This window comes from Corallibacter sp., from assembly GCF_048381695.1.
Taxonomy (GTDB): domain Bacteria; phylum Bacteroidota; class Bacteroidia; order Flavobacteriales; family Flavobacteriaceae; genus Corallibacter; species Corallibacter vietnamensis.
In genome coordinates this window covers 235,836-251,768 of sequence record NZ_JBLXHI010000003.1, presented here as the reverse complement: position 1 = coordinate 251,768, position 15,933 = coordinate 235,836, and the positions used below count along the sequence as shown (strand labels likewise).

Below are 15,933 nucleotides of genomic sequence, written 5' to 3'. Positions count from 1 at the left end.
GCCGAAATGTTGGTCATAATTACCCACAACGTATGGATAAACACACTAGTGTGTTTATTTTTATTATATATATACCTACAAATCTAACAGATTTTTTATAAAATAAAACCACTTTTTGTCATATAAACATAAATTTACACCCGTACCTCACATAAAAACAAACAATTAAAAACAAAATAGTAAAGTAGGAGAGCGCAATCAATCTCCCATTCAAAATCACTACTCACCACAAACCCAATTCCTGCACAGCAGGAAAACAGCTGTCGTAAGCATAACACACAAAAGCTTCGAGATTCAGGGTGCCGAGCGATAAAAAATGATTCAATAAATCATTTTAGCGAAGGAGCCAGCCTGCGAGCTGGCGCACCCGCGAAGTTTTGGGTGTGGTTCGCTGAAAAGCGAAATGCCTACCGACAGTAAAAGGACTTTTTGTTTCGTTTTTGGTCCCTCAAAAATGAATAGATAAGATCAGAAGGTTTAGGATGCGTTGGTCAATTTAGGAAAGAACTAGTCAGTCTAGCGTTTTTTGTTTCTTTTTTTGGCAATGCAAAAAAGAATGAAAATCACCACCTATCATACAAAACACACAACACAAAGCATTAATCAATCAACCTCTCACTACTAACAACTCACTACTCATATACAGTTATTGACCATGTTCTTTCAGTTATTAAATATCATCAATCACCAACTGGAAAGTTTCATTCCTACACAGCCATTTCGGCATCTTATTCCTAAAAATCTCTTGTAGTTTACTTTAACACACTAAAAGATTTTCAAGTAAAAGCAACCTACGTTGGCGAACATTATGATGCAAAAGAAGAAGTAGAAAAGTTTAAATGGGCAGATATTATTATATATCACACACCTATATGGTGGTTTCAAATATCTTTCGGATTCAAAAAATATATAGACGAAGTCTTTACAGAAGGTCATCAAAACGGTATTTATAAAAGTGATGGTAGAAGCAGGTCAAACCCCGAAATAAACTACGGCACAGGAGGTTTAATACACGATAAAAAATATATTTTAACAACAAGCTGGAACGCTCCAAAAACAGCCTTTATACTAAAGGATGAATTTTTTGATCAAAAAAGTGTAGATGATGGCGTGATGTTTGGCTTTCATAAAATGAATGCCTTTACAGGAATGTCATTATTAGCATCTCACCATTTTCATGACATGGAAAAAAATGCTGATGTACCTCATGAACTTAAGCAATACCAAGCCTTTTTAGATAGAGTAGTAGCTAGCTTGTAAGTTGTATACCTACTAAAAACATGATAATAAAAAAACCTCAAACATACAGTTTGAGGTTTTTTCTCATTTATAAAAATAGATGCAACCCCTTAATCTTCAGGGTGCATAAAACGTTGCTTACCTAAAAGCTCTTCGTCGGTTTCTACATGGTCATCATCAGGAACACAACAATCTACAGGGCATACAGCCGCACATTGTGGTTCTTCATGAAATCCTTTACACTCGGTACATTTATCTGGTACAATATAGTATATCTCGTCACTTAAAGGCTCTTGAGCTTCATCTGCATCCACAGCATTTCCGTTAGGAAGCACAATACTACCGTTTAGGCTCGTGCCATCATTGTATCTCCAATCGTCTGCACCTTCATAAATAGCAGTGTTTGGGCATTCAGGCTCACAAGCACCACAGTTTATACATTCATCTGTTATTATAATTGCCATAGCATTTTTTCTATTTCAGAGTTTTATTTTTCTAACTTTGTACAAAAATAAAGCCAAAACCATTCATAACCAAATTAGAATGAACTTACCGCAAAGAATTGATGCTTTTGTAAAATTAGGAACCTTTTTAAGCCAGTTTTCAGTCACACCTTTTGAAAAAAAACAAGACATACTTCATAACGATTTGTTTTTTGATGGGTTTAAGCATCAAATAAAATTAGCCGAAGAACATAACGGTTGGTTCACACAAGAGAATATAGTGTATGCTTTAAGCGGTTGGTCTAATTTATTGACAGATAGTAATATTAACCAATGGTTAGGTAACTATAACTTTAAGGATGTTTCTCAAAAAAATGTTGCCATTATTATGGCAGGAAACATTCCGCTAGTTGGGTTTCACGACTTTATTTCGGTACTACTTTCAGGGCATAATGTTGTGGTTAAACAATCATCAAATGACAAGCAATTATTACCTTTTCTAGCCAAATATCTAGAATATGTTGCGCCAGAATTTAAAGGACGTATCACATTTACCGAAGAAAAACTATCTAACTTTGATGCGGTAATAGCAACCGGAAGCGATAATACCGCCCGCTATTTTGAATACTACTTCAAAGGAAAACCAGCTGTTATCAGAAAAAACAGAAACTCCGTAGCCATACTTACAGGCAATGAAACAGAAGACGACCTAAAAAAACTTTCAGAGGATATTTTTAGATACTATGGTTTAGGTTGTAGAAATGTTTCTAAACTTTTCGTACCTGAATACTATAACTTTGATAGCTTTTTTAAGGCCATGTACCACTGGCATCCTATAATAGACAAGGCAAAATACGCCAACAACTATGATTATAACAAAGCCGTTTATTTAATGAGCGAGTTTAATATGCTAGAAAACGGTTTTTTAATGCTAAAAGAAGACGAAAGCTATGCATCTCCTATAGCAACTATTTTTTATGAACAATATAGCAGTCTAGAAACCCTAAACAAAAAACTTAAAACAGACGCTAATAAAATACAGTGTGTCGTTTCAAAAGGTCTTAATTCAAACGATATCGCTTTTGGTCAAACACAAAACCCACAACTTTGGGACTATGCTGATTCGGTAGATATCATTGAGTTTTTGTTAAAAATATAGTTGATAAATTATTAATTATTTAACAGGTTTTTTATTAGAATTTAGCACCTTTGTTACTGTTAAATTTAATTCGCCATAACCATTTTGGTGATAATCTCTGATAAATATTTATATAATAAAATGAAACGACATAACTTTAGTGCAGGACCTTGCATTTTACCTCAAGAAGTGCTTCAAAAAGCATCAGAAGCCATACTAGATTTTGACAACGGCTTATCACTTATAGAGATTTCCCATAGAAGCAAACCATTTGTTGATGTTATGGAAAAAGCACGCGCTTTAGCTCTAGAGCTTTTAGGACTTGAAGGCAAAGGCTATAAAGCCTTATTTTTACAAGGTGGTGCTAGCACACAGTTTTTAATGGTTGCTTTAAACCTTTTAGAAAAAAGAGCAGGATACCTAAACACAGGTACTTGGGCAGCAAAAGCAATTAAAGAAGCTCAAATTTATGATGATATTTACGAAGTAGCTTCTTCAAAAGATGCTAACTACAATTACATTCCTAAAGGATACGATATTCCTGAAGATTACGATTATTTTCACTGTACATCAAACAACACCATATTTGGTACGCAAATGAAAGAATTTCCAAACTCACCAATCCCTATGGTTTGCGATATGAGTAGCGATATTTTTTCACGCCAGTTAGATTTTTCAAAGTTTGATTTAATCTATGCTGGAGCTCAAAAAAATATGGGACCTGCCGGAACAACACTAGTTGTTGTAAAAGAGGATATTTTAGGAAAAGTATCTCGTAAAATCCCTTCTATGATGGATTATAAAGTGCATATTGATAAAAGTAGTATGTTTAATACACCACCAGTTTTTGCTGTTTACACAAGTATGTTAACACTTGAATGGCTTAAAAACCTTGGCGGTATAGAAGCTATTGAAAAAGAAAATGACAAAAAAGCACAACTAATCTATTCTGAAATAGACTTAAACCCACTTTTTAAAGGTTTTGCTACAAAAAGTGATCGTTCTCACATGAATGCTACCTTCAATATTGTCAATGAAAACCTAAAAGAAACATTTGATACTATGGTAAAAGAAGCAGGAATAAATGGCCTTAACGGTCATAGAAGTGTAGGAGGTTATAGAGCGTCTATGTACAACGCAATGTCACTAGATAGCGTAGGTGTTCTAGTTGATGTAATGAGTGAATTAGAAAGAAAAGCCTAAAAGATAAAGTTTAATAAAAAATACCTGTTAAGGCAGAAAACAATTATGAAAGTATTAGCAAACGACGGAATTTCAAATAGCGGAATTGAAGCTTTAGAGCAAGGAGGTTTTGAAGTAAGCACAACAACAGTTGCTCAAGAACAACTAATAAACTATATAAACGATAACGCTATTGATGTTTTATTAGTAAGAAGTGCTACAAAAGTACGCAAAGACCTTATTGATGCATGTCCAGACCTTAAAGTTATAGGTCGTGGTGGCGTTGGTATGGATAATATAGATGTAGAATATGCACGTGGTAAAGGTATTCACGTAATAAATACACCTGCGGCATCATCACATTCCGTTGCAGAATTAGTATTTGCTCACCTGTTTGGTGGCGTGCGTTTTCTTCATGACTCAAACCGTAACATGCCATTAGATGGTGATACACAATTCAAATCCTTAAAAAAGAACTATGCAAAAGGTATGGAGCTTAAAGGAAAAACATTAGGAATTATAGGGTTTGGTCGTATAGGTCGTGAAGTAGCAAAAATAGCATTAGGAGTAGGAATGCGTGTTGTAGCTAGTGATAAATTTGTAGGTAAAGCAGATATTAAAGTTGAGTTTTACAACGGTCAGTTTATAAATGTAGAAATTGAAACAGAACCTATGAAAGATGTTTTAAAACATGCTGATTTTATTTCTCTACATGTACCAGCACAAGACGGTTATATCATTTCTGATAAAGAATTTGAAATAATGAAAGATGGTGTTGGTATTATTAATGCTGCTCGTGGTGGCGTTATAGACGAAGTAGCCTTAATAAAAGCTATAGAATCAGGTAAAGTAGCATTTGCAGGTTTAGATACTTTTGAAGAAGAACCTACACCAGCTATTCAGGTATTAATGAACGGTAAAATTTCATTAACACCACACATTGGAGCTGCTACAAACGAAGCACAAGATAGAATAGGCCTAGAATTAGCATCGCAAATAATCAGTCTTTTAAAGACTCAAGAAGCTTAATTAAGCTAACAAAAAAATAACCTAAAAGCTTGTAAATATTTAATATTTATAAGCTTTTTTTGTAAATTAACATTCAATTTAAAAACAAGAGCAATGTCAGGAATTTTAGACTTATTAAACAGTGACCTTGGAAAAACCATTATTAATGGTGTTTCAGGTCAAACCAACCAACCAGAAGATAAAACAGCAAGCGTATTAACAATGGCAATGCCAGTTCTTATGCAAGCTATGAAGCGTAACGCTTCTACACCACAAGGTGCAGAAGGCTTAATGAGTGCTTTAAACTCAAAACACGACGGAAGTATTTTAGATAACCTAGGAGGTTTATTTAGCGGTGGTGTTGATGATAGTGTTATAAGTGACGGAAGCAAAATTCTTGGTCATGTATTAGGAAATAAACAACAAAATGTAGAGCAAGCATTAGGAGCTAAGTCTGGTATGGATGCAGGTTCTGTAGCTCAAATATTAAAAGTGGCTGCACCAATTTTAATGGGGATTTTAGGAAAACAAAAACAACAAAGTAATGTAAGCTCTTCATCAGGTCTTGAAGGACTTTTAGGTGGTTTAATACAAGGAAATTCTCCACAACAAGAACAAAGCTTTTTAGAAGCTATTCTTGATGCTGATGGAGATGGCAGTGTTGTTGATGATGTTGCAGGAATGGTACTAGGAAGTAGTAAAAAGAAAGGCGGTCTTGGTGGATTGCTAGGTGGTTTGTTTGGTAAATAATCACCTTAAAAACCTTTAATAATATCAAGCCAAGCAGTTTTTGTTTGGCTTTTTTTGTAAGTAAATAAAATGAATTTTGTATATTATAATAAAAGTGTTTCTATGAAAAATCTTATATATATAATAGCTGTTTGTTTTTTGGTATACAACTGCAAATCAAGTCATAGTACAAAAACATCTCATGAAGATGTTATTCAAAATCAGGTAGATAATGACACTGTTAGAATAGCAAATGATGATGTTGAATATGAAATAATTATAATAGAACCAGGGTTTAATACATGGTTAATAAGTGTTGCAAAACCTGAAGGGTTTTACTCTAAAGCGTTTTTAGAAAGCAGAAACATTCAGTATGTCACAGCATGGAATAATAGAGTAATGCAACCAAGTAGATATAATCCTAACCTTTATGAAATGCAAATAAACTATAATCAAAATATTGATTATGGCTATGAAGTTAATTATAAGTTATATAACTACTTTATTTACTTTCAGCTTACCTACAAACAACAATTAACAGGGTTTGTTCCAAGAATTTAGAATATATTTGCAATAGCATTTGTAGTCTATGAAAAAATTTAAACAAACTTGGGAAATACAGCACGATTGGCAGTTGATTTTTCCGTTTTTAGGAGTTTTTGGTTTAGGATACAGTGCTTTTAGGTTATCTTACGCTTTTTTCAAAGATTTATCATTACCTTTTATAATAGCTATCTCTGCCGTTATTTTCTATGTGCTTTTAAAGATTACATTGTTTTGCTTTAAAAAATTAGAAAACAGATGGATTGTTACCTACAAATGGGAAATGATTCGCATTTTTATTGTTTTTGCAATTACAGGCACATCATCTATGTTTATAAGTAGGCCTATAATAAAACTATTAGGAATTACTAAAGAAAACTTAAATATTGTTGTTTATTGGGTTTTATATATTATAATTGGCCTCATTTTTTATCAAATATTATTAGTTACCTTTGGGTGGCTTTTTGGGCAGTTTAAATTCTTTTGGGAATTTGAAAAAAAGATGCTTCGTAAAATGGGACTAAAACGTTTTGTAGATTAATAGTGCAACAAATTAAAAACCATATTATCTTTAAAAGTCTTGCAATATGTCTTGCAATGACTATTTTGGTGCCTTCTGCAATTAAATTACTTCATACTTTTGAACACCATTCTCATGATGTAGTTCAGTGTTTAGATAATAAATCTGATGCGCATTTACATGAGTACCATTTTGATTGTGATTTTTACAAGTTTCAATTAAGTAATTTGTTTACTATATCAAGCCCAGCGTATGATTTTATAAAAATTTCTTACAGAAAAAAAATAACGAACACTCAATATGATTTTTTGAGTGACTATCAAAGGCTTCATTTTTCACTTCGTGGTCCACCACATTATAGTTAATTCTCTTTTATATATATAGCTGAAAATCTTATCAGCACAGATTAACTATTAAATTAAAATACACATGAAATTTATTTTAAGAGTATTGCTGTTTCTTGCAATACCAACAATTTATGCACAAAATACATTAAAAGGTCAATTAACAGATAGCCAAACAAGTGAGCCAATAGGCTATGTAAATGTTTATTTGCCTCAATTAGAAAAAGGAACATATACAGATGAGAATGGTTTTTTTGAATTAAAAAACATGCCATCTGGAAACTACAAGATTGTATATTCTATTATTGGTTATGAAACACAGTCTCAAACAATTTCTATACCAGTTGAAACTGCATTATCAATAAAATTAATGCCCACAGCAATAGAGATGGAAGCTGTTATTATCTCAACACCTTTTCATAAATTACAAAGTGAAAATGTAATGAAAGTAGAGCATGAAACCGTTGCTGACTTACAGCGTAATGGTGCAACAACATTAGCTCAAGGTATAACAAGTATTCCAGGAGTAGAGAGTATTACTACAGGTGCAAGTATTGGTAAACCAGTAATAAGAGGATTAAGCTCTAATAGAGTGCTTGTATACACACAAGGTGTAAGATTAGAAAACCAGCAGTTTGGAAGTGAACACGGGTTAGGAATAAGCGATACAGGTATTGAGAGTGTTGAAATTATAAAAGGACCTGCGTCTTTATTATATGGTAGTGATGCGCTTGGTGGTGTTTTATACTTAAATCCAGAAAAATTTGCTCAACAAAATACAGCAACAGGAGATGTTAATGGAACTTATTTTAGTAACACACAAGGTTATAAAGCTGGTGCTGGCTATAAATCTTCTGGAGAAAAGTTTAAAATGTTGTTTAGAGGAAGTTTAACTGAACATGCTGATTATAATACCGAAAATTATAGAGTCACAAACACACGTTTTCGTGAACAAGATTTTAAAGCTGGTTTAGGGTATCAGTCAACACAATTTAAAACAGAATTTAGGTATAATGTAAATAATTCAAAATTAGGTATTCCAGAAGAAATAGGTGTACAAAATACAGAGAAAGCACCTTTACTACCTTATCAAGAAATCACAAATCATGTGTTTAGTTCAAAATCAACAGTGTTTTTTGACAATTCTAGTTTAGAAATAAATTTAGGATATATCTATAATGACAGGCGAGAGTTTAAAGATGAGCATCATCACCATGAAGATGAAGAACACGAGCATGAGCATGAAGATAATCACGATGATCATGCGGATGAAGACCATGATGAAGAAGAATCTCATGATGAACACAATGAAGAGGATTTACATCCAGCGTTGCAAATGAAATTAAAAACATTTAACTACGATGTAAAGTATCATTTACCAACTTTAGGAAAGTTTGAAACCATAGTAGGTGCGCAAGGAATGCATCAAACAAACACAAATTATGGAGAAGAAGTATTAATACCAAATGCAACAGTTAATGATTTTGGTGTTTTAGCGACATCTCATATTCACTTTGATAAAGTAGATGTACAATTAGGTGCAAGGTATGATAACCGTAAAGTTTCTGTAGAAAATGGAATTGATAGAGATTTTAATAGTTTTAATGGTGCTATTGGCTTTAAAACAGATATAACAAAAAATATCACAGCAAGACTTAATTTAGCTACAGGGTTTAGAGCTCCTAATTTAGCAGAATTAACTTCAGATGGTGTGCATCATGGATCTAACAGATATGAAATTGGTAATTCAGAATTAGATAATGAGCAAAACTTTCAAACAGATTTAGCTTTAGAATATAAGAGTGAGCATTTAGAATTGTTTGTAAACGGATTCTATAACGTAGTTAATGATTACATTTATCTATCTCCTAATGGTTCAGTGATTGATGGAACTGCAGCATATGATTATGTTCAAAATGATGCAAAGCTTTATGGTGGAGAAATTGGTTTTCACTTGCATCCACATCCATTAGATTGGCTTCATTTTGAGAGTAGTTTTGAAACTGTTACTGGTAAGCAAAACAATGGTTTGTATTTACCATTAATTCCTGCAAATTCTATCAATAATACCATTCGTGTTGAGTATGATACAAATTGGTTTCAACAAGGATATGCATTTGTGAAGTTACAATCTACATTCAAGCAAAGTAATGTTGGTTATTTTGAAACACCAACTGATGGTTATAATTTATTAAGTGCAGGTTTAGGCGGAACAATTCAAGTGTTTAAAAACGACTTGACAATTTCAGTTTCTGGAAATAACTTAACGGATAAAAGTTATATAAATCACCTGTCGAGATTAAAAAATGATGGAATTTTCAATATTGGCAGAAATTTCATTATAGGATTAAATTATAGCATTTAATTATAAAAAAAAGCGACTCATTATAGAGTCGCTTTTTTATTTTTCAATATTAATAATTACATCTTCTTTTCTGCTACTTATTACGTATGTATAGAACCACATAATTGTAAATGTAGGAATAACATCTAGCATTGGTAAAGCCTCTTCTATAAAAGTAATGGCTGCTGCTATTTTTCCTTGTCGTCCTTTGTAGAGTTTTGTCATGAGCCATGCTGAAGCAGGTGCCCAAACAAAATCAAAAGGAGGAAAGATAAATGATACATAACCTAAAGCATCAAACAAAATGCTTAAAGCTAGTTTTTTTGTTTTACTACTGTTTTCTAAATTCATTTAAATAATTGTTAATTAATTATTTAAATGCAAATAGTGTTCCAAAAAATAATTAAGATAATTTTTCACTAATAAGCTTCAAAAACTCATTGCGTGTTTCTATTTTTTCAAATTGACCTCTAAATCCAGAAGTTGTTGTTACAGAGTTTTGTTTTTGAACACCACGCATCATCATGCACATATGAGATGCCTCAATAACAACAGCTACACCTTGTGGTTTTAGAGTATCATTAATACAATCAAGTATTTGCTTAGTTAACCGTTCTTGTACTTGTAAACGTCTAGCAAAAATGTCTACAATTCTAGGGATTTTACTTAACCCAACAATTTGGCCGTTAGGTATATAGGCAATGTGAGCTTTACCAAAAAAAGGTAATATATGGTGTTCGCAAAGCGAGTAAAGTTCAATGTCTTTAACAATAACCATTTCATTATAAGTTTCCTTAAACATGGCGCTTTTAAGAACTTTGGCAGCATCTTGTTTGTAGCCTTGTGTTAAAAACTGCATGGCTTTTGCAGCTCGTTCTGGTGTTTTTAATAAACCGTCTCTAGAAGTGTCTTCACCTAAATCTTCAATAATACTTTCAAACTTGGCTTTTACATCTTCAGTGACTTGTATACTATATTCTTCAAAATTTTTACTCGACATATTTTATGTATTATGCCTTAAAGATATTGAAAATGTTATTGTTTTTTCTTTTTGGTAATTCTAAAGTTTAAAAATTCTACAAATAAAGAAAAAGCAATAGCAAAATATAGATAGCCCTTTGGAATGGCACCGACAGTTTTTCCGAATAATTCGGTCTCAGATAGGTGAGCGGCTTCGGTAATAAGCATAAAGCCGATGAGAATTAAAAACGCCAAACCTAATAATTGTATACTAGGATGCGTGTTTATGAATTTGCGTATGGGATTTGCAAAACCAATCATTATAGCTATTGAAATAACTACAGCTATTATCATTAACACCAAGTTTTCATTATGATTTGGAGATAAACCATTTGTCATTCCTACAGCGGTAAGTATAGAATCTATTGAGAAAATAAAGTCAATAAGTAAAATTTGTACTATAGCTTGAGAAAGACTGTTTATTTTTTTCCCTTTTACTTCGTTGCTGTCATGTTCAGGAGTTTCTACTTTTTCTCTAATTTCAGAAGTACTCTTGTATATAAGAAATAAACCACCAGCAAAAAGAATAATAGCTTGCCAGCTAATGTGTAATTGAAGCCAACTAGTTGAAATACTATAAAAAGGTTCTTTTAAACTAATTAGTGCAGAAACAAAAAACAATAACACAATGCGTTGCACCATAGCAAGAATAAGCCCAATGTTGGTTGCTTTTCCTCGTTGATGTTCAGGAAGCTTATTGGCAGCTATAGATATAAATACAATATTATCTATACCTAAAATTATCTCAAGAAAAGTGAGAGTAAGTAGCGCCATAATGGCATCGCTAGTAAGTAAAAAGTCAAGCATGTTACTCTATTTTTTTTGCAATCCCTTTTTGTTTTAATTCTTCGCCAACATACGAATATTCAAATGTATAAGTTGAGTCTGTTGTTGTGAGTATTTTTAAATGAATGTCTTTGCGTTCCGCTCTACTTTTAGGGTTTATGGTTTTAAAAACAACTTCGCAATCATTTATCCAACGAACAGAAGAAGAATCTACCTTGTTGTCATAAGTTTCTATTTGCAAACTATCGGTTCTAGTAAAATGTGATTTGTATAGTTTGTTGTTTATTGTTATTTCGCTAGTAAAAGTACCAGTCTTGTAATCTGTACAATTACGTTGTATGTTATCAAAACAACTAGTTAGTATTAGACAAAAAATAAAAAGGTATAGATATTTCATTTGTGACATTTTAAACAAAATTACTAAAGAAATACCTTTTTTAGTTACTAGCGTGAGAATTTAATATTTGAAAATTTTCGTAGTCTACTCTGATTTATTAAAATTTTCAAAAGTTCCATCATTATAAAAAATAATAATTCGATCTATCTCTTTTTTATTTGAAGAAGTTTTACTGGTTGGTTTTTGAATTTTTTGTTCAGGTTGCGATGGAATATTATCAATGGCAATTTTTGTTTGTTTTTCCTCAATACGATTTTCTTGCTGATTAGGAAATTGACCTTTGCCATTTAGTAACCAATATAATTCTACATCCGGAAAGGAGGAAAGTACTTTTAATACAAAATCTAAACTTGGCTTATTTCTACCTGAAAGTATATGAGAAATACTAGAACGTTGAACACCTATTTTTTCTGAAAAAGAAGAGGCTGATTCACCGTAGTATTCTATGACTTTTTGGAGTCTTTTTGAGAATTCTTGATTGTTTATCATTGTAAACAAGGGTTGTTATGTTTTGCTTGTTACAAATGTAAACATTTAATAGATTTAAATCTAATTTTTAACATTATAGATGATTTTATATGTAAAATAACACTTTAATTAAGGTATATTAACTTATTGAAATAAAGGTATATAATAATTCAAAGGCATTGAGTGTTAAATATCTCGTCATATAAGACTTTAGTTGTTTATAAATGTCTCATTATTTTGTTTACATTTCTATATGAATTTTAAAATCCTCCTGTTTACAAATGTAAAATATCATTTGTTTACCTTTGTAACATCATAACAAACCCTCATGAATAATCAACTACTAAATACGTTATATAACACTCATAAAGAGACGCAACTTTTTCATAGATATATCCATCTAGAACACATAAAACCTTTGTTAGATAAACTGCCTAAAATGTATACCGTAACTTCAATAGGAGAATCGGTTTTAGGTAAACCTATTTATGCAGTGACTTTTGGTTCGGGAGAAAAGCGTGTTTTACTTTGGTCGCAAATGCATGGTAACGAATCTACAACTACAAAGGCTCTTTTTGATATGTTTAATACACTTACAGAGTCTAATGCATTTGCTTCTATACTTTCTGCTTGTACAATAACAGTTATACCTATTTTAAATCCGGATGGTGCTGAAGCTTATACAAGACTAAATGCTAATCAAATTGATCTAAATAGAGACTCAAAAATGCTTACGCAGCCTGAAAGTAAAGTGTTACGAGACTGTTTTAATAGTTTTAAACCACATTACTGTTTTAATCTTCATGGTCAACGTACCATTTTCAGTGCAGGAAAAACTAATAATATAGCAACGGTATCTTTTTTGTCTCCAGCACAAGATGATTCTCGTTCTGTAACGCCTAGCAGACAAATAGGTATGGAGATTATTGCTAAACTAAATGAAAATTTACAAAGTCAAATACCTAATCAGGTTGGTATTTATGATGATTCTTTTAATATTAATTGTGTAGGAGATATGTTTCAAAGCTTAAATGTTCCTACAATTTTGTTTGAAGCTGGTCATTATGCAAATGATTATGAGCGCGAAATAACACGTCTTTATATATATCAATCACTTTTAGTAGGTTTAAACTACATAGCAACAACAAATATAACAGGAGCTGGTCATAAGGCTTATTTTGACATTCCTGAAAATGATAAGCTTTTTTATGACATAATAATAAGGAGCGCTAACATAGGTTCTAATGAAGCACCAATAATAAAAGATATTGGTGTTATGTATAAAGAAACATTAATCAACAAAAAAGTAGAATTTTTGCCAATTATTGAAAAAATTTCAGATTTATCTAATTTTTACGGACATAAAGAATATAACGCCAATAACCATAAGGTTTTAGATGCTAATAGTGTGTTAATTCAAGAGGGTAACTCAAACGATTTCGTAATTATAAATGATATAAAATATTCATTAAAATTAACACAATATTAATTTTTGATGCATTATATTCAATAAAAATGTTTTATTTTTGATTTTTATTTAATAAAATGGTAAAAATGGCAAAATTTAAATTAGACGAAATTGATCATCAAATATTAGATATGTTGATTGATAATACAAGAGTTCCTTTTACTGATATTGCAAAAAAGTTAGTGATTTCTGCAGGGACTGTTCATGTAAGGGTGAAAAAAATGGAAGATGCGGGTATTATAAAAGGATCTTCATTAACATTAGATTATAAACAATTAGGATATTCTTTTATAGCTTATGTTGGTGTATTCTTACAAAAAACGTCTCAAACAAAATTTGTTTTAGAGCGTATTAATGAAATCCCTTATGTAACTGTTGCTCATATAACAACAGGTAAGTTTAATGTATTTTGCAAAATACGTGCTAAAAACACAGAGCATGCTAAAGAGGTTATTTTTATGATTGATGATATAGAAGGTGTTTATAGAACAGAAACGATGATTTCTTTAGAAGAAAGTTTAAATGATAAAAAACGATTAATGCATTCTATATTTAACGAAATGTAATCTGTTTTCTAACTAATTAATAATTGAAAGAGCTCTTTATTTTTAAAGAGCTTTTTTTATTTTTAAAACTAAAATTTATACAGAATGAAGTCTAGTCAATTATCAACTAATGAGTATGCTGATTTTTATAGCAAATATATAAAACATACGCAGAATTTAAGCTTAATTGAAGGCTTGTTAGATGGGCAAACATATGTTTGTAATTATTTTGAAGCCATTCCAGAAGCCAAGTTAACCTATAGCTATGCAGAAGGTAAATGGACGCCAAAAGATATTTTACAACATCTTATTGATGTAGAGCGCGTGTTTTCATATAGAGCTTTGCGTTTTGCTAGGTTAGACACTAGTATGTTAGTAGGTTTTGATGAAAATTATTATGCTGAAGTTGCAGTAGGTAACAATAGAACTTTAGATAATCTCTTGTCAGAGTATAAGTTATTAAGAGCTTCTACAATTGCAATGTTTCAGAGTTTTGATGAAGATGCTTTAAAGCGAATTGGTAATGCAAATGGTTCTAAAATGTCTGTTAGAGCTGCTGGTTTTGTGTTAATAGGTCACGAAAAACATCATTGTAATGTAATTACAGAACGATATCTTTAGTGCAAAAAAAAGCCTTTTATGTAAAAAGGCTTTTTTTTGTTGTGTTTATAAGTAGTTATGAGTTGTAATAGTGAAAAGCTTCAATAATATACTTGTTGTCTACTGTGCGGTTAACTATAGGAGTTCCTATTTCTTCAAGTAGTACAAAGTTTATGTTTCCATGTTCATTTTTCTTATCGTATTTAAGAAGTTCTATGATAGGAGCAAAGTCACTTTCTAAAAAGCTTACTTTACCAAAAATATTAAGAATAGTCTCTTTTATACTATCACAATCACTCATTGAGAAGCCGCTCTCTTTTGTAGATATGTAAGTTTCCATTATCATACCTATTGCAATAGCTTCACCGTGTAACAAATCGTTTTTTTCTGGGTTACTTAAGCAATACGATTCTATAGCATGACCTAGAGTATGTCCGTAGTTAAGTGTCTTTCTGATGCCGTTTTCGTTAGGGTCACTTACAACAATATCTTTTTTTATAATGATAGATTCTAAAATTAATGTATCAAAATCTATGTTGTTAAAATCAGATAGGTTGGTAAACTTTTTCCAATACGCTTTACTTTTTATTAAACCGTGTTTTAGCATTTCAGCTAGGCCAGAACGTATCTCGTTGTGAGGAAGTGTTTTTAAAAATTCGGTGTCAACTAAAACCATTTCTCCTGAATTTATAACACCAATCTGATTTTTTAAATGTCCTAAATCCACACCTGTTTTACCTCCTATAGATGCATCAACCATAGCTAAAAGCGTTGTTGGTACATTTATATAGGATATACCTCGTTTAAAAGTTGAGGCAATAAAGCCTCCAATATCAGTAACAACACCACCACCAAGATTAACCATTAAGCTTTTTCTGTCACCACCTAATTCAGAGAGAGCATTCCATACGCCAACACAAGTGTCAATTGTTTTATTGGTTTCGCCTGGTTCAATTTCAATAATTTCAATAACAACGTCGGTTTCTACGTTTGATAGAAACATAGGAAGGCAGTAATTATGAGAGTTTGAGTCTACTAAAATAAATATTTTAGAATAATCACTGTTTTTTAAATGTGCATTTAGTTCCTTGTAACAATTTGATTTAAAATGTATTGAGTAGTCTTCTGTTTGAATAGATGTCATAAAATTTGATGCAAA

General features: G+C 31.6%; 18 protein-coding genes and 1 pseudogene. 12 read left to right on the top strand and 7 right to left on the bottom strand.

Annotation, left to right across the window (positions count from 1 at the left end; all coding sequences use genetic code 11):
- Positions 1-774: 774 nt before the first annotated feature.
- Positions 775-1,260: pseudogene (locus tag ACN5J3_RS07365) on the top strand (NAD(P)H-dependent oxidoreductase); the annotation flags it as partial.
- 89 nt (positions 1,261-1,349) lie between these two features.
- Here ACN5J3_RS07365 and ACN5J3_RS07360 read toward each other — a convergent pair.
- A complete protein-coding gene (locus ACN5J3_RS07360; RefSeq protein ID WP_344730299.1) occupies positions 1,350-1,703 on the bottom strand; it encodes a 4Fe-4S dicluster domain-containing protein in 354 nt (117 codons plus the stop codon).
- A gap of 79 nt (positions 1,704-1,782) precedes the next feature.
- Here ACN5J3_RS07360 and ACN5J3_RS07355 point away from each other — a divergent pair, with 79 nt between their 5' ends.
- The 8 genes from ACN5J3_RS07355 (at position 1,783) to ACN5J3_RS07320 (ending at position 9,511) form a co-directional block, all read left to right on the top strand.
- A complete protein-coding gene (locus ACN5J3_RS07355) occupies positions 1,783-2,841 on the top strand; it encodes an acyl-CoA reductase (protein WP_418511310.1) in 1,059 nt (352 codons plus the stop codon).
- A gap of 120 nt (positions 2,842-2,961) precedes the next feature.
- On the top strand, positions 2,962-4,023 hold the full coding sequence (gene serC / locus ACN5J3_RS07350; protein WP_344730305.1) for a 3-phosphoserine/phosphohydroxythreonine transaminase: 1,062 nt from the start codon (positions 2,962-2,964) through the stop codon (positions 4,021-4,023).
- A gap of 45 nt (positions 4,024-4,068) precedes the next feature.
- Positions 4,069-5,031 carry a D-2-hydroxyacid dehydrogenase gene (locus ACN5J3_RS07345; protein ID WP_417290865.1) on the top strand — a complete coding sequence of 321 codons (963 nt, stop codon included), beginning with the start codon at positions 4,069-4,071 and terminating at the stop codon, positions 5,029-5,031.
- A 93-nt stretch (positions 5,032-5,124) separates the two neighbouring features.
- Entirely contained in the window at positions 5,125-5,760 is a 636-nt protein-coding gene (locus ACN5J3_RS07340; RefSeq protein WP_417290866.1) for a DUF937 domain-containing protein, read from the top strand.
- Positions 5,761-5,862: 102 nt separating this feature from the next.
- Positions 5,863-6,300 (top strand): DUF6146 family protein, encoded by a 438-nt coding sequence (locus ACN5J3_RS07335; protein WP_418511309.1) that lies wholly within the window; start codon positions 5,863-5,865, stop codon positions 6,298-6,300.
- 28 nt (positions 6,301-6,328) lie between these two features.
- A complete protein-coding gene (locus ACN5J3_RS07330) occupies positions 6,329-6,823 on the top strand; it encodes a DUF6787 family protein (RefSeq protein ID WP_418509969.1) in 495 nt (164 codons plus the stop codon).
- 2 nt (positions 6,824-6,825) lie between these two features.
- Positions 6,826-7,167, top strand: coding sequence for a hypothetical protein (locus ACN5J3_RS07325; RefSeq protein ID WP_418511308.1), 342 nt, complete (start codon positions 6,826-6,828; stop codon positions 7,165-7,167).
- A 64-nt stretch (positions 7,168-7,231) separates the two neighbouring features.
- A complete protein-coding gene (locus ACN5J3_RS07320) occupies positions 7,232-9,511 on the top strand; it encodes a TonB-dependent receptor (protein ID WP_418511307.1) in 2,280 nt (759 codons plus the stop codon).
- Between the two features lie 36 nt (positions 9,512-9,547).
- Here the strand turns inward: ACN5J3_RS07320 and ACN5J3_RS07315 are convergent, their stop codons facing one another.
- The 5 genes from ACN5J3_RS07315 to ACN5J3_RS07295 form a co-directional block, all read right to left on the bottom strand.
- Complete coding sequence (locus tag ACN5J3_RS07315; protein WP_418509966.1) at positions 9,548-9,841, bottom strand: hypothetical protein; 294 nt, start codon at positions 9,839-9,841, stop codon at positions 9,548-9,550.
- A gap of 52 nt (positions 9,842-9,893) precedes the next feature.
- Positions 9,894-10,490: a GTP cyclohydrolase I FolE gene (folE, locus tag ACN5J3_RS07310; RefSeq protein WP_418509965.1), complete on the bottom strand. Its 597-nt coding sequence runs from the start codon at positions 10,488-10,490 to the stop codon at positions 9,894-9,896.
- A gap of 35 nt (positions 10,491-10,525) precedes the next feature.
- On the bottom strand, positions 10,526-11,317 hold the full coding sequence (locus ACN5J3_RS07305; RefSeq protein WP_418511306.1) for a TerC family protein: 792 nt from the start codon (positions 11,315-11,317) through the stop codon (positions 10,526-10,528).
- A gap of 1 nt (position 11,318) precedes the next feature.
- Entirely contained in the window at positions 11,319-11,693 is a 375-nt protein-coding gene (locus tag ACN5J3_RS07300; protein ID WP_418509963.1) for a DNA topoisomerase IV, read from the bottom strand.
- An 84-nt stretch (positions 11,694-11,777) separates the two neighbouring features.
- Positions 11,778-12,182 (bottom strand): helix-turn-helix domain-containing protein, encoded by a 405-nt coding sequence (locus ACN5J3_RS07295; RefSeq protein ID WP_418511305.1) that lies wholly within the window; start codon positions 12,180-12,182, stop codon positions 11,778-11,780.
- Between the two features lie 307 nt (positions 12,183-12,489).
- Between ACN5J3_RS07295 and ACN5J3_RS07290 the strand changes: the two genes are divergently transcribed.
- The 3 genes from ACN5J3_RS07290 (at position 12,490) to ACN5J3_RS07280 (ending at position 14,795) form a co-directional block, all read left to right on the top strand.
- Positions 12,490-13,650 carry a M14 family metallopeptidase gene (locus ACN5J3_RS07290; protein ID WP_418511304.1) on the top strand — a complete coding sequence of 387 codons (1,161 nt, stop codon included), beginning with the start codon at positions 12,490-12,492 and terminating at the stop codon, positions 13,648-13,650.
- 65 nt (positions 13,651-13,715) lie between these two features.
- Positions 13,716-14,195, top strand: coding sequence for an Lrp/AsnC family transcriptional regulator (locus ACN5J3_RS07285; RefSeq protein ID WP_417290875.1), 480 nt, complete (start codon positions 13,716-13,718; stop codon positions 14,193-14,195).
- Between the two features lie 84 nt (positions 14,196-14,279).
- A complete protein-coding gene (locus ACN5J3_RS07280) occupies positions 14,280-14,795 on the top strand; it encodes a DinB family protein (protein ID WP_418511303.1) in 516 nt (171 codons plus the stop codon).
- A gap of 55 nt (positions 14,796-14,850) precedes the next feature.
- On the opposite strand, the gene aroB is transcribed toward ACN5J3_RS07280, so the two are convergent.
- A complete protein-coding gene (gene aroB / locus ACN5J3_RS07275; RefSeq protein ID WP_418511302.1) occupies positions 14,851-15,918 on the bottom strand; it encodes a 3-dehydroquinate synthase in 1,068 nt (355 codons plus the stop codon).
- Between the last annotated feature and the right edge of the window lie 15 nt (positions 15,919-15,933).

What these genes read in the sequence shown, in the direction of transcription:
- ACN5J3_RS07360 (WP_344730299.1), bottom strand. Translation starts at nt 1,703, where the DNA reads ATGGCAATTATAATAACAGATGAATGTATAAACTGTGGTGCTTGTGAG.
- ACN5J3_RS07355 (WP_418511310.1), top strand. Translation starts at nt 1,783, where the DNA reads ATGAACTTACCGCAAAGAATTGATGCTTTTGTAAAATTAGGAACCTTT.
- serC (WP_344730305.1), top strand. Translation starts at nt 2,962, where the DNA reads ATGAAACGACATAACTTTAGTGCAGGACCTTGCATTTTACCTCAAGAA.
- ACN5J3_RS07345 (WP_417290865.1), top strand. Translation starts at nt 4,069, where the DNA reads ATGAAAGTATTAGCAAACGACGGAATTTCAAATAGCGGAATTGAAGCT.
- ACN5J3_RS07340 (WP_417290866.1), top strand. Translation starts at nt 5,125, where the DNA reads ATGTCAGGAATTTTAGACTTATTAAACAGTGACCTTGGAAAAACCATT.
- ACN5J3_RS07335 (WP_418511309.1), top strand. Translation starts at nt 5,863, where the DNA reads ATGAAAAATCTTATATATATAATAGCTGTTTGTTTTTTGGTATACAAC.
- ACN5J3_RS07330 (WP_418509969.1), top strand. Translation starts at nt 6,329, where the DNA reads ATGAAAAAATTTAAACAAACTTGGGAAATACAGCACGATTGGCAGTTG.
- ACN5J3_RS07320 (WP_418511307.1), top strand. Translation starts at nt 7,232, where the DNA reads ATGAAATTTATTTTAAGAGTATTGCTGTTTCTTGCAATACCAACAATT.
- ACN5J3_RS07315 (WP_418509966.1), bottom strand. Translation starts at nt 9,841, where the DNA reads ATGAATTTAGAAAACAGTAGTAAAACAAAAAAACTAGCTTTAAGCATT.
- folE (WP_418509965.1), bottom strand. Translation starts at nt 10,490, where the DNA reads ATGTCGAGTAAAAATTTTGAAGAATATAGTATACAAGTCACTGAAGAT.
- ACN5J3_RS07305 (WP_418511306.1), bottom strand. Translation starts at nt 11,317, where the DNA reads ATGCTTGACTTTTTACTTACTAGCGATGCCATTATGGCGCTACTTACT.
- ACN5J3_RS07300 (WP_418509963.1), bottom strand. Translation starts at nt 11,693, where the DNA reads ATGAAATATCTATACCTTTTTATTTTTTGTCTAATACTAACTAGTTGT.
- ACN5J3_RS07295 (WP_418511305.1), bottom strand. Translation starts at nt 12,182, where the DNA reads ATGATAAACAATCAAGAATTCTCAAAAAGACTCCAAAAAGTCATAGAA.
- ACN5J3_RS07290 (WP_418511304.1), top strand. Translation starts at nt 12,490, where the DNA reads ATGAATAATCAACTACTAAATACGTTATATAACACTCATAAAGAGACG.
- ACN5J3_RS07285 (WP_417290875.1), top strand. Translation starts at nt 13,716, where the DNA reads ATGGCAAAATTTAAATTAGACGAAATTGATCATCAAATATTAGATATG.
- ACN5J3_RS07280 (WP_418511303.1), top strand. Translation starts at nt 14,280, where the DNA reads ATGAAGTCTAGTCAATTATCAACTAATGAGTATGCTGATTTTTATAGC.
- aroB (WP_418511302.1), bottom strand. Translation starts at nt 15,918, where the DNA reads ATGACATCTATTCAAACAGAAGACTACTCAATACATTTTAAATCAAAT.